Annotated in this window: 12 protein-coding genes; 11 read left to right on the top strand and 1 reads right to left on the bottom strand. The window is 72.2% G+C overall.

Translation table 11 applies throughout. From position 1 onward, the window contains the following. Window positions 1-103: 103 nt before the first annotated feature. The 4 genes from OG429_RS40880 (at window position 104) to OG429_RS40865 (ending at window position 5,791) form a co-directional block, all read left to right on the top strand. The gene (locus OG429_RS40880) at window positions 104-1,081 is read left to right on the top strand and encodes a quinone oxidoreductase family protein (protein ID WP_328930701.1); all 978 of its coding nucleotides are present in this window, start codon (window positions 104-106) and stop codon (window positions 1,079-1,081) included. A gap of 199 nt (window positions 1,082-1,280) precedes the next feature. Continuing rightward, complete coding sequence (locus tag OG429_RS40875; RefSeq protein WP_328930700.1) at window positions 1,281-2,888, top strand: MDR family MFS transporter; 1,608 nt, start codon at window positions 1,281-1,283, stop codon at window positions 2,886-2,888. A gap of 219 nt (window positions 2,889-3,107) precedes the next feature. Next, window positions 3,108-4,139 carry a methyltransferase gene (locus OG429_RS40870; RefSeq protein WP_328930699.1) on the top strand — a complete coding sequence of 344 codons (1,032 nt, stop codon included), beginning with the start codon at window positions 3,108-3,110 and terminating at the stop codon, window positions 4,137-4,139. A gap of 47 nt (window positions 4,140-4,186) precedes the next feature. Next, window positions 4,187-5,791, top strand: a complete 1,605-nt coding sequence (locus tag OG429_RS40865; RefSeq protein WP_328930698.1) for an FAD-dependent oxidoreductase — start codon at window positions 4,187-4,189, stop codon at window positions 5,789-5,791. An 83-nt stretch (window positions 5,792-5,874) separates the two neighbouring features. Here OG429_RS40865 and OG429_RS40860 read toward each other — a convergent pair whose 3' ends face one another. Beyond that, window positions 5,875-7,464 (bottom strand): FAD-dependent monooxygenase, encoded by a 1,590-nt coding sequence (locus OG429_RS40860; protein ID WP_328930697.1) that lies wholly within the window; start codon window positions 7,462-7,464, stop codon window positions 5,875-5,877. Between the two features lie 229 nt (window positions 7,465-7,693). Between OG429_RS40860 and OG429_RS40855 the strand changes: the two genes are divergently transcribed. The 7 genes from OG429_RS40855 (at window position 7,694) to OG429_RS40825 (ending at window position 13,995) form a co-directional block, all read left to right on the top strand. Beyond that, on the top strand, window positions 7,694-8,146 hold the full coding sequence (locus tag OG429_RS40855; protein ID WP_328930696.1) for an anthrone oxygenase family protein: 453 nt from the start codon (window positions 7,694-7,696) through the stop codon (window positions 8,144-8,146). Further along, entirely contained in the window at window positions 8,143-8,694 is a 552-nt protein-coding gene (locus OG429_RS40850) for a hypothetical protein (RefSeq protein ID WP_328930695.1), read from the top strand. The genes OG429_RS40855 and OG429_RS40850 overlap by 4 nt, the downstream gene beginning before the upstream one ends. Further along, entirely contained in the window at window positions 8,691-10,568 is a 1,878-nt protein-coding gene (gene asnB, locus OG429_RS40845; protein WP_328930694.1) for an asparagine synthase (glutamine-hydrolyzing), read from the top strand. The genes OG429_RS40850 and asnB overlap by 4 nt, the downstream gene beginning before the upstream one ends. A gap of 91 nt (window positions 10,569-10,659) precedes the next feature. Further along, on the top strand, window positions 10,660-11,031 hold the full coding sequence (locus tag OG429_RS40840) for a TcmI family type II polyketide cyclase (protein WP_328930693.1): 372 nt from the start codon (window positions 10,660-10,662) through the stop codon (window positions 11,029-11,031). Beyond that, window positions 11,028-11,459 (top strand): cupin domain-containing protein, encoded by a 432-nt coding sequence (locus OG429_RS40835; protein ID WP_328930692.1) that lies wholly within the window; start codon window positions 11,028-11,030, stop codon window positions 11,457-11,459. The genes OG429_RS40840 and OG429_RS40835 overlap by 4 nt, the downstream gene beginning before the upstream one ends. Further along, window positions 11,456-12,736, top strand: a complete 1,281-nt coding sequence (locus OG429_RS40830) for a beta-ketoacyl-[acyl-carrier-protein] synthase family protein (RefSeq protein WP_328930691.1) — start codon at window positions 11,456-11,458, stop codon at window positions 12,734-12,736. The genes OG429_RS40835 and OG429_RS40830 overlap by 4 nt, the downstream gene beginning before the upstream one ends. After that, entirely contained in the window at window positions 12,733-13,995 is a 1,263-nt protein-coding gene (locus OG429_RS40825) for a ketosynthase chain-length factor (RefSeq protein ID WP_328930690.1), read from the top strand. Before OG429_RS40830 ends, OG429_RS40825 begins: the two co-directional genes overlap by 4 nt. Window positions 13,996-14,004: the final 9 nt, after the last annotated feature.

Here is a 14,004-nt window from a genome sequence, read left to right as displayed (position 1 = left end):
GGACTCGCAATCAAATGCATGACAACATGCACATGTATCCGGCCCCCCGGACGGAGCCGCGGCCCAGCGCGACGGCTCGACGGAAATACCGTTTGGAGAAATCATGCGAATCATCCGCCACTACGAGCACGGCGCTCCGTCTGTCCTGCGCCTCGAAGAGGTGGAGAAGCCGCAGCCCGGTCCGGGTCAGGTTCTGATCCGCGCCGAGGCCATCGGCGTCACCTTCGCCGAGGTCCAGCGCCGCCAGGGCATCCCGATCGGCGGCCACGCCGGTCTGCCCGGCGCCCCCGGCGGCGACGTCGCCGGCACGATCGAGGCCGTCGGCGAAGGCGTTACCGACCTCGCCGTCGGCGACCGCGTCGTCGGCGACATCGACCACAGCGCCTACGCGGAGTACGTCGTCGCGGACACCGGCTGGCTCATCAAGATCCCGCAGGACCTCGACGCCGCCGCCGCGACCCTCCTGCCGAGCCCGGCCCAGACCGCGTACCACGCGATCAAGGAGGCCGGCCGCCTCCAGCCCGGCCAGACCATCGTGATCGACGCGGCCTCCGGCGGCGTCGGCCACCTCGCCGTGCAGATCGCCAAGGCGATGGGCGCCGGCAAGGTCATCGCGACCGCCAGCACCCAGGCCAAGTGCGACTTCGCCCGCGAGCTCGGTGCCGACGTCACCGTCAACTACAGCGACGAGGACTGGGTCGACCAGGTCCTCGCCGCCACCGACGGCCGCGGCGCCGACGTGGTCCTGGAAACCGTCGGCGGCGACGTCCTGCTGAAGTCCCTGGGCATCACCGCCCAGTTCGGCACCCTCGTCTTCTACGGCTCGGCCTCCGGCGACATCCCGGACCTGCCCACCCTGGCCCTGTCCCGCATGAAGAACGTCGCGGGCTTCAGCCTCTACGCGATGCTCTACAACAAGCCCGAGGCGATCGCCGAAGGCCAGCGCCACCTCTTCGAGCTCATCAGCTCCGGCCAGGTCAAGCCGGTCGTCCACGAGCGCCTGCCGCTCGACGAGGCCGCCAAGGCCCACGAGCTCATGGAAGCCCGTGCCCAGCTCGGCAAGGTCGTCCTCGTTCCCTGAGGCCGCGCCGAGAACCGGCCGGCCCGTCCACCCCCGGGACGGGCCGGCCGCACCCCCCCCAACAGCATCCGCATCACCACACACAACCATCGTGACCTTCCCCAGCCCCTTTCGGGCGGAACAGCCAGGTGACGCCGGCCGTAGCTCAGCAGCCGGTGCGACGGGGATCGCGCACACCGATTCGAAAGGCGGCACCACCTTGTCCGCTCCCACCGCTCAGGCATCCGGCGGGCTGCACCCCTCCGGGACCAAAGTCACCCCGGTCATGGTCGCCTGCATGCTCTCCGCGTTCGTGGCCATCCTCGACATGCAGATCGTCGCCACCGCCCTTCCCCGCATCGCGGGCGACCTCGGCGGCATCGACCTCTTCGCGTGGGTGACCACCGCGTACGTCATCGCCAGCAGCGTGACCACGCCCATCTACGGCAAGCTCGGAGACCTCTTCGGCCGCAAGGTCGTCTACCTCTCCGCGATGGCCCTGTTCCTCCTCGGCTCCGCCCTGTCCGGCCTGGCCGGCTCGATGGAGCTGCTCATCGTCTTCCGCATCGTGCAGGGACTGGGCGCCGGAGGCCTCTTCGTCTCCGTCCTCGCCATCATCGGCGAGCTGTTCACCCCGCGCGAAGGCGCCAAGTACTACGGCATGTTCGGCATGGTCTTCGCCGGTGCCTCCCTCGCCGGCCCCGCCGTCGGCGGCCTGCTCACCGACGCCCTCAGCTGGCACTGGGTCTTCCTGGTCAACCTGCCCGTCGGCGCCGTGATCGTCGCCCTGCTCGCCAAGTACCTGCACCTGCCGCGCAAGGTCCGCGAGTCCAAGCTCGACTACGCCGGCATCGTCACCCTCTCCGGCGCCATCGTCGCCGTGACGCTCCTGACCTCGTGGGGCGGCGTCGAGTACTCCTGGACCTCCCCGCAGATCATCGGCCTCGGCCTCGCCACGCTGCTGCTCCTCGGCCTGTTCGTGAAGGCCGAGTCCGCCGCCGCCGAGCCGATCGTCCCGCTGCGGCTGTTCAAGGACTCCACCTTCACCATCTCGCTGCTCGGCACCATGATCTGCGGCATCGTCTTCGTCGGCACGGTCAACTTCCTCGCCCTGTACGTCCAGGTCGCCACCGGTGCCAGCCCCACCACCTCCGGCTTCGTCCTGCTGCCGATGATGCTGGGCCTCGTGCTCACCTCCGTGGTCTCCAGCAAGATCATCGGCAAGACCGGCAAGTACAAGATCTTCCCGATCCTGAGCATGGCGCTCGGCATCGTCGGCGCCGTCCTGCTGTCCACCATGGACGCCGACACCCCGCGCGCCCTGGCCATCGCCTACATGCTGGTCTTCGGCCTCGCCTCGGGCCTCTCCGCCCAGGTCTTCACGCAGGCCGCCCAGAACACCGCGCCTCCGCAGGACATGGGCGCCGTCTCCGGCACCGTGACCTTCGGACGCTCCTTCGGCACCTCGATCGGCATCTCGCTCTTCGCCGCGATCTTCTACGGCCGCCTCACCGACGAGATCGCCGACCGCGTCCCGGCCGGCGCCCTGAACGGCGTCGACCACAACTCGCTCTCCTCGGACACGGTCCTGAACTCGCTCGACGCCACGGTGCGCACCGCCATCGAGCAGGCCTACGCCGCCGCCCTCACCCCGGTGTTCATCGCCGCGGTGCCGGTCCTGGTGGTCGGCCTCGTCCTCACCCTGCTGATGAAGAACAGCACGCTCCGCTCCCGCCACCACGGTGGCGGCGGCGACGGAGCGCCCGCCGACTCCGCCGCCAAGGAGACTGCCCCGGTCACGGCCGACAGCTCCCCCGAAACGGCCTGATCACACCATCCCCCGCGTGTGACATGGCCGAAGTGCCGCCCGCCCCCGCGACCCGCGGTGGGAGGGCGGCACTTCGCCATGTCCGCTGCCCCGTACGCCCGCACCCCTCGCGCTGCCCCGCCCCGCGGCTTCAGGCCGCTTCGAGTGGGACTCCACGCGAACCGGCCATTGTCGGGAGAAGGACCGAAGCGGTCCCCCACGGTTTGCTAGGAGGCTCGCGTGACAACGACCGATGACCGTACGACGGCCGCGGCGGTCGACCCCGGTCCGCTGATCAAGCTGACCATCGCGGACTGCGCGGCCAAGGTGCTGCACAGCGCCGTGACGCTCGGCGTGTTCGGCGCCCTCGCCGAGGGACCGGCCGGCGCGGACCACATCGCCGCCGCGTCCGGCCTGCACCCGCGCATGGCCGCCGACTTCCTGGACGCGCTGGCCGGTCTCGGCCTGCTGGAGCGTACCGGCGACCAGTACAGCAACGGGCCGCTGGCCCAGGCGTACCTGGTGCCCGGCACCTCCACCTACCTCGGCGGCTTCGTCGAGCTGACCAACGAGACCCTGTACGGCACCTGGGGCCGGCTCACCGAGGCGCTGACCACCGGCGCCCCGCAGCACCTCGACCCCGACAAGGGCGGCTTCGTCGGGAACACGCACAACGACCCCGAGAAGATGAAGCGCTTCTTCGCCGGTCTCGACGCGTACAGCGACCGGATGGGCATCGAGCTCGCCGGCAGCATCGACTGGAGCCGGCACTCCTCCTTCATCGACCTCGGCGGCGCGCGCGGCAACCTCGCCTCCGTCCTGGTCAAGGAGCACCCGCACCTGAAGGCCGGCGTGTTCGACCTGGAGCGCACCCGCCCGCTGTTCACCGAGCACACCACCCGCCTCGGCCTCGGCGACCGGGTCGAGTTCACCGGCGGCGACTTCTTCGCGGACGACATCCCGAAGGCCGACGTCATCGTGCTCGGCCACATCCTGCACGGCTTCGACACCGACCGCAGGCAGGAACTGCTGCGCCGCGTCTTCGCCTCCGTCAACCCCGGCGGCCAGGTCCTCATCTACGACCGGATGATCGACGACGAGCGCCGCAACGCCGAGCGCCTGCTCTCCAGCCTCCACATGCGCCTCGTCAGCCAGGACGGCTCGGAGTACCGCATCGACGACGTCCGCACCTGGCTCACCGAGGCCGGATTCACCGCCGTCGCCGCCGAGCCGCTGCTCGGCACGCACACGCTGGTGACCGCGACCCGATGACCGCCCACACGGAGCCGTCCGCCGCCCCGACCACCCAAGGAATCACCATGAGCCAGGAGAAGGTGCCCGTACTCATCGTCGGCGGCGGCCTCGCGGGCCTGTCCGCCGCCGTGTTCCTCGCCCACCACGGGGTGAAGGCCACGCTGGTGGAGCGCCACCCCGGCACCTCCACGCACCCCAAGGCCCGTGCCATCAACCCGCGCACCATGGAGCTGTACCGCGCGGTGGGCATGGAGGACCGGGTCAAGGCCGGACGTTCGCCGATCTCCGGCAACACCGACCTGATCCACGTCGAGACCCTCGCGGGCAACGAGCGGGTCCGGATGCCCAACGCCTCCATCGAGGACATCAGCCGCATCAGCCCCGCCCAGTGGACGCTGATCGACCAGAACCAGCTCGAGCCCATCCTGCGCAAGCGGGCCGAGGAGGTCGGCGTCGACCTGCGCTTCCACACCCGCCTCGACGCCGTCACCGAGGAGGCCGACGGGGTGAGCGCCACGCTCACCGACGCCGGCACCGGCGAGAGCTACACGCTGCGCGCCGAGTACCTCGTCGCCGCCGACGGCAGCCGCAGCCCCGTCCGCGAACTGCTGGACATCGGATCCCACGGCCGCGGCACCCTCACCAACCTGGTCAGCTTCTTCTTCGACGCCGACCTGGAAGAGGCCCTGCGCGGCCGGAAGATCATCGCCGCCTACGTCAACAACCCCGAGGTGCGCGGCACGATCATCCCGATCGACAACGACCGCAAGTGGGTCATCAACGTCTCCTTCTTCCCCGACAAGGGGCAGAGCGCCGACGACTTCACCCCCGAGCGCTGCGTCGAACTGGTCCGGGCCGCCGTCGGCGTCCCCGACCTGGAACTGACCATCGAGTCGGTCAACATGCCCGCCTGGGACATCTCGGCGCGCGTCGCCGACACGTTCACCGCGGGCCGCTTCCTCATAGCCGGTGACGCCGCGCACGTCATGCCGCCCACCGGCGCCTTCGGCGCCAGCACCGGCATCCAGGACGCGTACAACCTGGCCTGGAAGCTGGCCCTGGTGCTGGCGGGCAAGGCCGGTCAGGGGCTGCTGGCCTCGTACGACTCCGAGCGACGCGCGGTCGCCGAGGAGACCGTGCGCCAGGCCATGCTGCGCTTCGCGGTCCGCGAGGGCAAGCAGTTCCAGGACGTCGCCAAGGACCTGGTCGACGAGACCACGATGACCTTCGGCTACGCCTACCCGGCGGGCGCGTTCGCTGGCGAGGACCCGGATCTGTGGACCGTCACCGAGGACCCGGACAAGCCCAGCGGCCGCCCCGGCTCGCGCGCCCCGCACGTGCTCGTCACCGGTGAGCACGGCCCGTTCTCGACCGTCGACCTCTTCCCGGTCGGCTTCACCCTGCTGACCGCCGGCCCCACCGCCCCGTGGGCCGCCGCCACCGCGGCCGGACGCGAGCTCGGCCTGGTGCTGACGGTCCGCGGCATCGGCGAGGGCGGCGACTACGCCGACACCGAGGACACCTTCAAGGAGCGGTACGGGGTCTCCGAGGGCGGCGCCGTCCTCGTCCGCCCCGACGGCTTCGTCGCCTGGCGCTCCCAGGCCGGCCCCGAAGGAGACGTAGCGCAGACCGTGACCGGCCTGCTGCGCCAGATCCTGTCGCTGGACTGACCCCGGGCTCTGCCCGCAACGACTCGGCGCGCCTCCCGGATCCGGGAGGCGCGCCGAGTCGTCTTCCGCTGTGAGCGCTGCTGTCAGACCGTGCGCGACAGCACCCGGTGGACGACCGCCGACAGTTCGACCGCCGGGTCCGCGGGCTCCTCGGCCGCCCGCCAGGCCACGAACCCGTCCGGGCGGACCAGCGCGGCGCCGGTGGCCGTGATCCCGTACTTCTTCAGGAACTCCTCGACGACCTCGGCCGGCTCCTCGCCGCCCACCCGGTGGAAGGCGACGTCGATGCCGGTGAGCCGGGAGACCTGGCCCGCCGCCCGCTCCCACAGCCCGCTGTCGGGCCCGGCCAGCAGCCGCCAGCCGCCCGTCAGCGTGTCGTGCAGCGGCGCGTCGCCGCCGCCGGAGCGCAGCTCGAAGTGCGGGGCCCGGGTGCCGGGGCGGCCCGACGGCTGGGTCGGGTCCTCGACCGGGGCGCCGTCGTCGTCGCCCGGCTCGGACAGCACCGCGCCCGAGCGGTAGACGTGGCCGAACAGCACCGTGGTCTCCGGGCGGTGGCGGGCCGCGGCCTCCTCGTCCAGGCCGCTGCGCTGCAGGTAGCGGATGACGCCCTGCTCGGTGGTGAACTCGGCGACCGGGACCCGCTCCTCCTCGTAGCTGTCCAGCAGCTCAGGGCCGGCCTGCCCGCGCAGCACCAGAGCCAGCTTCCACGCCAGGTTGTGCGCGTCCTGCACGCCCATGTTGCCGCCGAAACCGCCGGTGGGCGGCATGATGTGGGCCGCGTCGCCGGCCAGCAGCACCCGGCCGGAGCGGAACCGGTCGGCGATCCGCGCCGCGATCTCCCAGCTGGTGCTCGACTCCACCGCCACGTCCAGGTCAGGCACGCCGACCGCGGCGCGCACCATCGCGATGCAGTCCTCCTCGGAGTACTCGGCGTGGGTCTCCTCCGGCGGCAGGCTCGGCGCCAGCACCCAGCGGTCCGCGTTGTCGAGCCGGCCGAGCACGCCCTTGACCTTGTCGTTGCTGACGAAGCAGAGGAAGAACTCGCGGCCCGCGACGTACTCGTCGAGCGCGGCGTGGAAGATGACGTTCATCTGGCGGCCGAAGACGCCCTGGCCGTGCGTGCCGATGCCCAGGCCCTCGCGGATCTCGCTGCGGACCCCGTCCGCCGCGACCAGGTACTTGGCGCGGACCTCGGTCTCGGTGCCGTGCCGCACGTCCCGCAGGACCGCGCTGACCCCGTCCTCGTCCTGCTCGTAGCTCACCAGCTCGGTGGCGAAGCGGATGTCCGCCCCCAGCTCCTCGGCCTTCGCGCGCAGCACCGGCTCGAAGCGGTCCTGGCCGATCAGGGTCCAGCCGGTCGTGCTGACCTCGTTCGGGTCGTGGCGGAAGGGACCGTCGAACCGGCCCAGTTCGGCGCCCGTCAGCGACTGCACCTGCAGGATGTCGCCGTACTGCGCGTGCGGGTTCTCCTGCGCGCGCACGGCTTGCTCCAGGCCCAGCGCGCGCATCAGCTCCATCGTGCGGGGGCTGGCCGCCTGGGCCCGGGGGTGCGCCGAGATGTGCGTGTGCCGCTCGACGAGGACCGGCCGTATGCCCTGCTGCGCGAGGAACAGCGCCTGGGCCAGCCCCACCATGCTGCCGCCCACGATCAGTACGTCGGTTTGCTCCGCCATCGGATGTGCTCCTTGTTCTCGATGCCGCTGCCGTCTCCATGCGGTTCCGGACACTCCCGGCCAGCCAACACGGCCCGGCTAGAGGACCGCTCGGACCTCGAACGCACCCGCCACCACCCGTGACGCCGGGCGCCGGCCGCGTCCAGACCGCTTCAAGCGGCGCGCGAGCCCCGGCTGAAAACCTTCGTACCGCTGTTGACGATCCATGCTGGACGGGAGGCCTCGGGCCGTGCTGGAAACCCTGAGTGTGCTGGTGCTGCTGGGCACCGGGCTGGTGGCGGGCGTGCTCTTCGCCGTGGCGGTCAGCGTCATGCCCGCCCTGATCGCGATGACCCCGGACCGTTACGTCGACACCCACAAACTGCTCGGCAAGCGGTACGACCGCTTCATGCCGTTCATCGTGACCGGCTCCGTCGTCGTCGACGTGGTCTTCGCCGTGCGTGCCGACGAGACCGGTCCGCGGGCCCTGTTCATCGCCGCGGCCCTGGCCATGACCGGCGTCGCCATCGTCTCGCAGACCCGCAACGTACCCATCAACAACCGGGTCAAGAAGACGCAGCCCGAGGACCTGGGTCCCGACTGGCAGGACCCGCGCACCCAGTGGCGCGACTGGCACCTGGTGCGCACCTGCTTCGCCATCGCCGGCTGCACCCTGACGGCCGCCGCGGTGGTGCTCTCATGACGGCCGCCCCCGGGCAGGCGCTCGAAGGCGCCCCCCGCGTCGCCCGGGCCCTGCCCGGCGCCGAGGACCGCGCCGCCGCCAACGCCCGCATGATCGCGATCCTCTCCCGGCCCGACCCCGGCCCGGTCGCCGAACACCTCGCCCTGCTGCATTTCACCGGCCGGCGCAGCGGCGGCGCGCACACGGTGCCCGCGGGCGTGCACCGCCTCGCCGACGGCCTCGTCATCGCCACCGGCAGCGCCTGGCGCCACAACTTCGCCGGCGGCGCCGACGGCGAGCTCACCTGGCGCGGCCGCCGCGAGCCGGTCCGCTTCGAGCTCGTCACCGACCCCGAGCGCACGGCCCGCGGCTACCTGGAGCTGTACGAGCGCTACGGCGCCGAGGCCGCCCACCGCCGCCTCGGCATCCTCGTCGCCGAGGACGGCCCCGCGCCCACCCTGGACGACTTCCGGGCCGCCGTCGCCGGCATTCCGCTCGCCCTGGTCGCCGTGACGGCCACCACCAGCGACACCACCGAACTCGCCATGAATGAGAGGACCTCCCGATGAGCGCAATCGCTGGCTGGGTCGACTTCGAGCGGGACCTGTCCCCGGAGGCCGCCGTCGTCGAGACCATGGCGGCCACCCTCGCCCACCGCGGCCCCGACGGCCAGGGCATCTGGGCCGAGGGCCATGCCGCGCTCGCCCACCGGCGCCTGGCCCTCCTCGACGTGACGGAGACCGGCGGGCAGCCGGCCGTCTTCGCCACCGAAGGCGGCACCACCGTCGCCGTCCTCACCCTCGACGGGACCGTCACCAACCACCCCGAGCTGCGTGCCGAACTGGCCTCCAAGGGCCACCGGTTCACCGGCGGCGGCGACGGCGAGACCGCCCTGCATGCCTACCTGGAGTGGGGCACCGACTTCCTCACCCACCTCGAGGGCCTCTTCGCGATCGCCCTGTGGGACGTGCGCAGCCAGGAGCTCCTGCTGGCCCGCGACCGCCTCGGCGTGAAGCCGCTCAGCTACTACCCGACCCCCACCGGCGTGCTGTTCGGCTCCGAGCCCAAGGCGATCCTCGCCCACCCGTACGTGGCCCCGATCGTCGACGCCGACGGCCTGCGCGAGCTGTTCGCGCACAGCCGCAAGCCCGGCACCTCCGTCTACCGCGGCATGCGCGAGGTCGTCCCCGGCCACGTGCTCGTCGTGCGCCGCCCCGGCAGCCAGGAGCAGCGCTACTGGTCGCTGCCCGCCCGGCAGCACACCGACAGCCTCGAAGACACCATCACCACCGTCCGCGGGCTGCTCGCCGACGCCGTCGCCTCGCACCTGCGCGCCGACGTCCCCGTCGGCGCCATGCTCTCCGGCGGCATCGACTCCAGCGCCCTGACCGCGCTCGCCCACAAGACGCTCACCGGCGCCGGCGGCGGCCCGCTGCAGAGCTTCTCGGTGAACTTCACCGGCTACACCGAGAACTTCGAGCCGCACCCCACGATGCGCTCCACGCCCGACGCCCCCTACGCGGCGCTCGCCTCGCAGCACATCGGCTCGCAGCACCGCGAGATCCTCCTCGACACGGCCGCCCTCACCGACCCCGAGGTGCACGCCGCGGCCCTGCGCGGCCAGGACGCCCCGTCCCCGCTCGGCGACATGGACGTCTCCCTCATCCAGTTCTTCGCCCGGCTGCGCGAGGCGGGCTTCGCCGCCGTGCTCTCCGGCGAGACCGCCGACGAGGTCTTCAACGGCTACTTCTGGGCCTACGACCCCCAGCACAGCAACTCGCAGACCTTCCCGTGGGTCAACTTCGAACGCAGCCACGACGCCGCGGCGGGCGGCCTGGGCACCTCCATGATCGACCGGCAGCTGCGCAAGGAGCTCGACTTCCTCGGCTACGCCGACCAGCACTACCGCGACGCCCTCACCGAGGTCCCGCACGTCGAGGGCGACTCCCCCGAGGAGCGCCGGGCGCGCGAGGTCACCTACCTCGCCCTGACCCGCTGGGCGCCCACCCACCTCGACCGCGCCGACCGCATGAGCATGGCGCACGGCGTGCAGCTGCGGCCGCCGTTCTGCGACCGGGCGCTCGTCGAGTACGTCTACAACGTGCCGGCCGCCCTCAAGCGGGTGGACGGCGTGGAGAAGAGCCTGCTGCGCTCCGCGGTGGCCGACCTGCTCCCCGACGCGGTGCTGCACCGCAAGAAGAGCGCCTACCCGACCACCCAGGAAGCGGCCTACGGGGACTTCGTGCGCCGCCGGTTCGTCGAACTGGCCACCGACCGCAGCGCCGCCGTCGCGGGCCTGCTCGACACCTCGGCGTCCGCCGACGCCCTGACCGCCGACGGCTCCCCGCAGGGCGCCTTCGCCTGGGTGGAGCGGGCCAGCATGGAAATGGTGCTGCAGCTCGAGACCTGGCTGACCGAGTACCGGATCGACCTGCGGCTCTGACCGTGCGGGCCGCCGGTCCAGATCGTTTCAAGACAGCTTCGAGACGCACCCGCGAGGGTGAGTCAACGACCGAGGAAGCCAGGAGGGCAACGTGCACCGCACACTGATCGTGGCGAGGATGGGACTCGCCGACGCCGAAGGCGTCGCCAAGGTCTTCGCGGATTCGGACAACACCGACCTGCCGCACATGGTGGGCGTCTCCAGGCGGACCCTGTTCGCCTTCCACGACCTGTACTTCCACCTCGTCGAGGCGGAGCAGGACATCGGCCCGAACCTCTACAAGGCGCGCAGCCACCCGCTGTACAACGACATCAACACCCGGCTGCAGGAGTTCATCTCCCCGTACGACCCGAACTGGCGCGAGCCGCGCGACGCGATGGCCGTCCCGTTCTACTCCTGGACCCCGGAGAGCGGCGTCGCCATCACCCCGCCGTCCGCCCCGAACCTGGGCGGCGCCCGATGACCACCTCCGCCACCCCCACCAAGGTCAACCTGGAAGAGGTCGTCTCCAACCGCAAGCGCGGCGGCGACATCCGGATCACCCTCAGCCCGCGCACGGTCGGCTGCACCTCCGGCTTCGGCGGCACGCTGCGCCTGGGAGGCGGCGAGTACGTCACCGAGCACCTGCACCCGTACTCCGAGGAGTTCCTGCACGTCGTCTCCGGCGAGCTGGAGATCACCCTCGACGGGGAGCCGGTGCGCATCGGCCCCGGCGACTCGCTGCTCGTCCCGATCGGTGTCCGCCACCGCCTGGTCAACAACGGCCAGGAGACGGCGCAGGTGGTCTTCCACCTGTCCCCGCTGGCGCCGCGTCCGGAGCTCGGCCACGTCGACACCGAGGCCCCGCTCGTAGAGGGCGGCGCCAACCCGGACGTCGGAGGGGCCCGATGAGCCGTCGAGCCGTCATCACCGGGGTCGGCGCCGTCGCCCCCGGCGGCATCGGCCGGGACGCCTACTGGGACCTCCTCTCCAACGGCCGCACGGCCACCCGGGAGATCAGCCTGTTCGACGCGTCGAAGTTCCGCTCCCGGGTCGCCGCCGAGTGCGACTTCGACCCGGTGGCCGCGGGCCTGAGCGCCCAGGAGATCCGCCGGATGGACCGGGCCGCCCAGTTCGCGGTCGTCGCCGCCCGCGAGGCGATCGAGGACAGCGGCATCGACCTCGGAGCCGGCGACCCGGGCCGGATCGGCGTCAGCATCGGCAGCGCCGTCGGCTGCACCACCGGCCTGGAGGACGAGTACGTCGTCCTGTCGGACGGCGGCAAGAACTGGCTCGTCGACCACAGCTACGGCGTCCCGCACCTGTACGGCTACATGGTCCCCAGCACGCTGGCCGCCGAAGTGGCCTGGCAGGCCGGGGCCGAGGGCCCCGTCGCGCTGATCTCCACCGGCTGCACCTCGGGCCTCGACGCGGTCGCCCACGGCGTGCAGCTCATCGAGGAGGGCACCGCCGACATCGTCATCGCCGGCGCCACCGACGCCCCGCTGTCGCCCATCACCCTCGCCTGCTTCGACGCCATCAAGGCGACGACGCCCAACACCGCCGAACCCGGCGCCGCCTCCCGGCCCTTCGACGGCCGCCGCGACGGCTTCGTGCTCGGCGAGGGCTCCGCCGTCCTGGTCATCGAGAGCGAGGAGTCGGCCCGGCTGCGCGGCGCCACCGTCTACGCCGAGGTGGCGGGCTTCGCCAGCCGCTCCAACGCCTTCCACATGACCGGGCTCAAGCCCGAGGGCCGCGAGATGGCCGAGGCCATCTCGGTGGCCCTGGACCGGGCGCAGCTCAACCCGGAGGACATCGACTACATCAACGCGCACGGCTCGGGCACCAAGCAGAACGACCGGCACGAGACCGCCGCGTTCAAGCGGAGCCTGGGACAGCGCGCGTACGAGATCCCGGTCAGCTCCATCAAGTCGATGATCGGGCACTCGCTGGGTGCGATCGGTTCGCTGGAGGTGGCCGCCTGTGCTCTGGCTCTGCGTCATCAAGTGGTGCCGCCGACCGCGAATCTCTCGGTCCCCGACCCCCAGTGCGACCTCGACTACGTCCCCGTGACCGCCCGCGAGCACCGCATGGACCACGTGCTCAGCGTCGGCAGCGGATTCGGCGGCTTCCAGAGCGCCCTGATTCTCGGCCGCCCCGGAAGCGGCCACGGAAGGGAGGCGGCATGAGCGCGCTCGGCATACCCGAGGGTCGGCGGCGCCCCGCGGTCGTCACCGGCCTGGGTGTGGTCGCCCCCACCGGCATCGGGGTCCGCCAGCACTGGGAGTCGGTGCTGGCCGGCAAGAGCGGCCTCGGCCGCATCACCCGCTTCGACCCGTCCTCGTACCCGGTCAAGGTGGCCGGGGAGGTGCCCGGATGGGAGACGCGCGAGCAGGTCCCCAAGGGCCTGATCGCCCGCACCGACCGGTTCACCCACTTCGCCCTGGCCGCGGCCGAGGCGGCGCTCGCCGACGCGGCCGTCGACCCGGAGCAGCTGCCCGAGTACGAGATGGCCGTGGTCACGGCGAGCTCGTCGGGCGGCACCGAGTTCGGCCAGCGCGAGATGGAGCAGCTGTACCAGCAGGGCCCGGCCTGGGTCGGCGCCTACCAGTCGATCGCCTGGTTCTACGCGGCCACCACCGGCCAGGTCTCCATCCGGCACGGCATGCGCGGGCCCTGCGGGGTCATCTGCGCCGAACAGGCCGGCGGCCTGGACGCCCTGGGCCAGTCCCGGCGGCTGCTCGACACCGGCTCCCGGCTGGTGCTGTCCGGCGGTACGGACGCCTCGCTGTGCCCGTACGGCCTGACCGCCCAGCTGCCCACCGGCGCGCTGTCCACCGAGGACGACCCGACCCGCGCCTACCTGCCCTTCGACGAGGCCGCCGCCGGCTACGCACCCGGTGAGGGCGGCGCCATCCTGGTCGTCGAGACCGAGGAGGGCGCCCGCGAGCGGGGCGCGAAGCACTACGGCCGGATCCTCGGCTACGCCGCCGGGTTCGACCCGCCGGCCGGGTCCGAGCGCCCGCCCGTGCTCGCCTCGGTGATCCGCCGGGCCCTGGTGGACGCCGGGGTCGGCGCGGACGACGTGGACGTCGTCTTCGCGGACGCCGTCGGCACCCCGGACCTCGACCGCGCCGAAGCCGCCGCGATCAACGAGGTGTTCGGCGCCGGCCGCGTCCCGGTGACCGCGCCCAAGACGCTCACCGGCCGCCTGTACGCGGGCGGCGCGGCCCTGGACGTGGCGACCGCCCTGCTCAGCCTGAGCGCCGGAGTGATCCCGCACACCGCCGGCCCCGGCCGCGCCGCCTCCGGGCTGGGCATCGACCTGGTCGTCGACCGTCCGCGGCACACCGCGCCCAGGACGGCGGTGGTCCTGGCCCGCGGCCACGGCGGCTTCGCCTCCGCGCTGGTCGTGGACGCCGGGGACCGCACCGACCACACCAACTGACCTCATACG

This window comes from Streptomyces sp. NBC_00190 (genome assembly GCF_036203305.1).
Taxonomy (GTDB): domain Bacteria; phylum Actinomycetota; class Actinomycetes; order Streptomycetales; family Streptomycetaceae; genus Streptomyces.
Note: the sequence above shows the minus strand (reverse complement) of the source record. Positions and strands in the feature narration are given on the sequence as shown.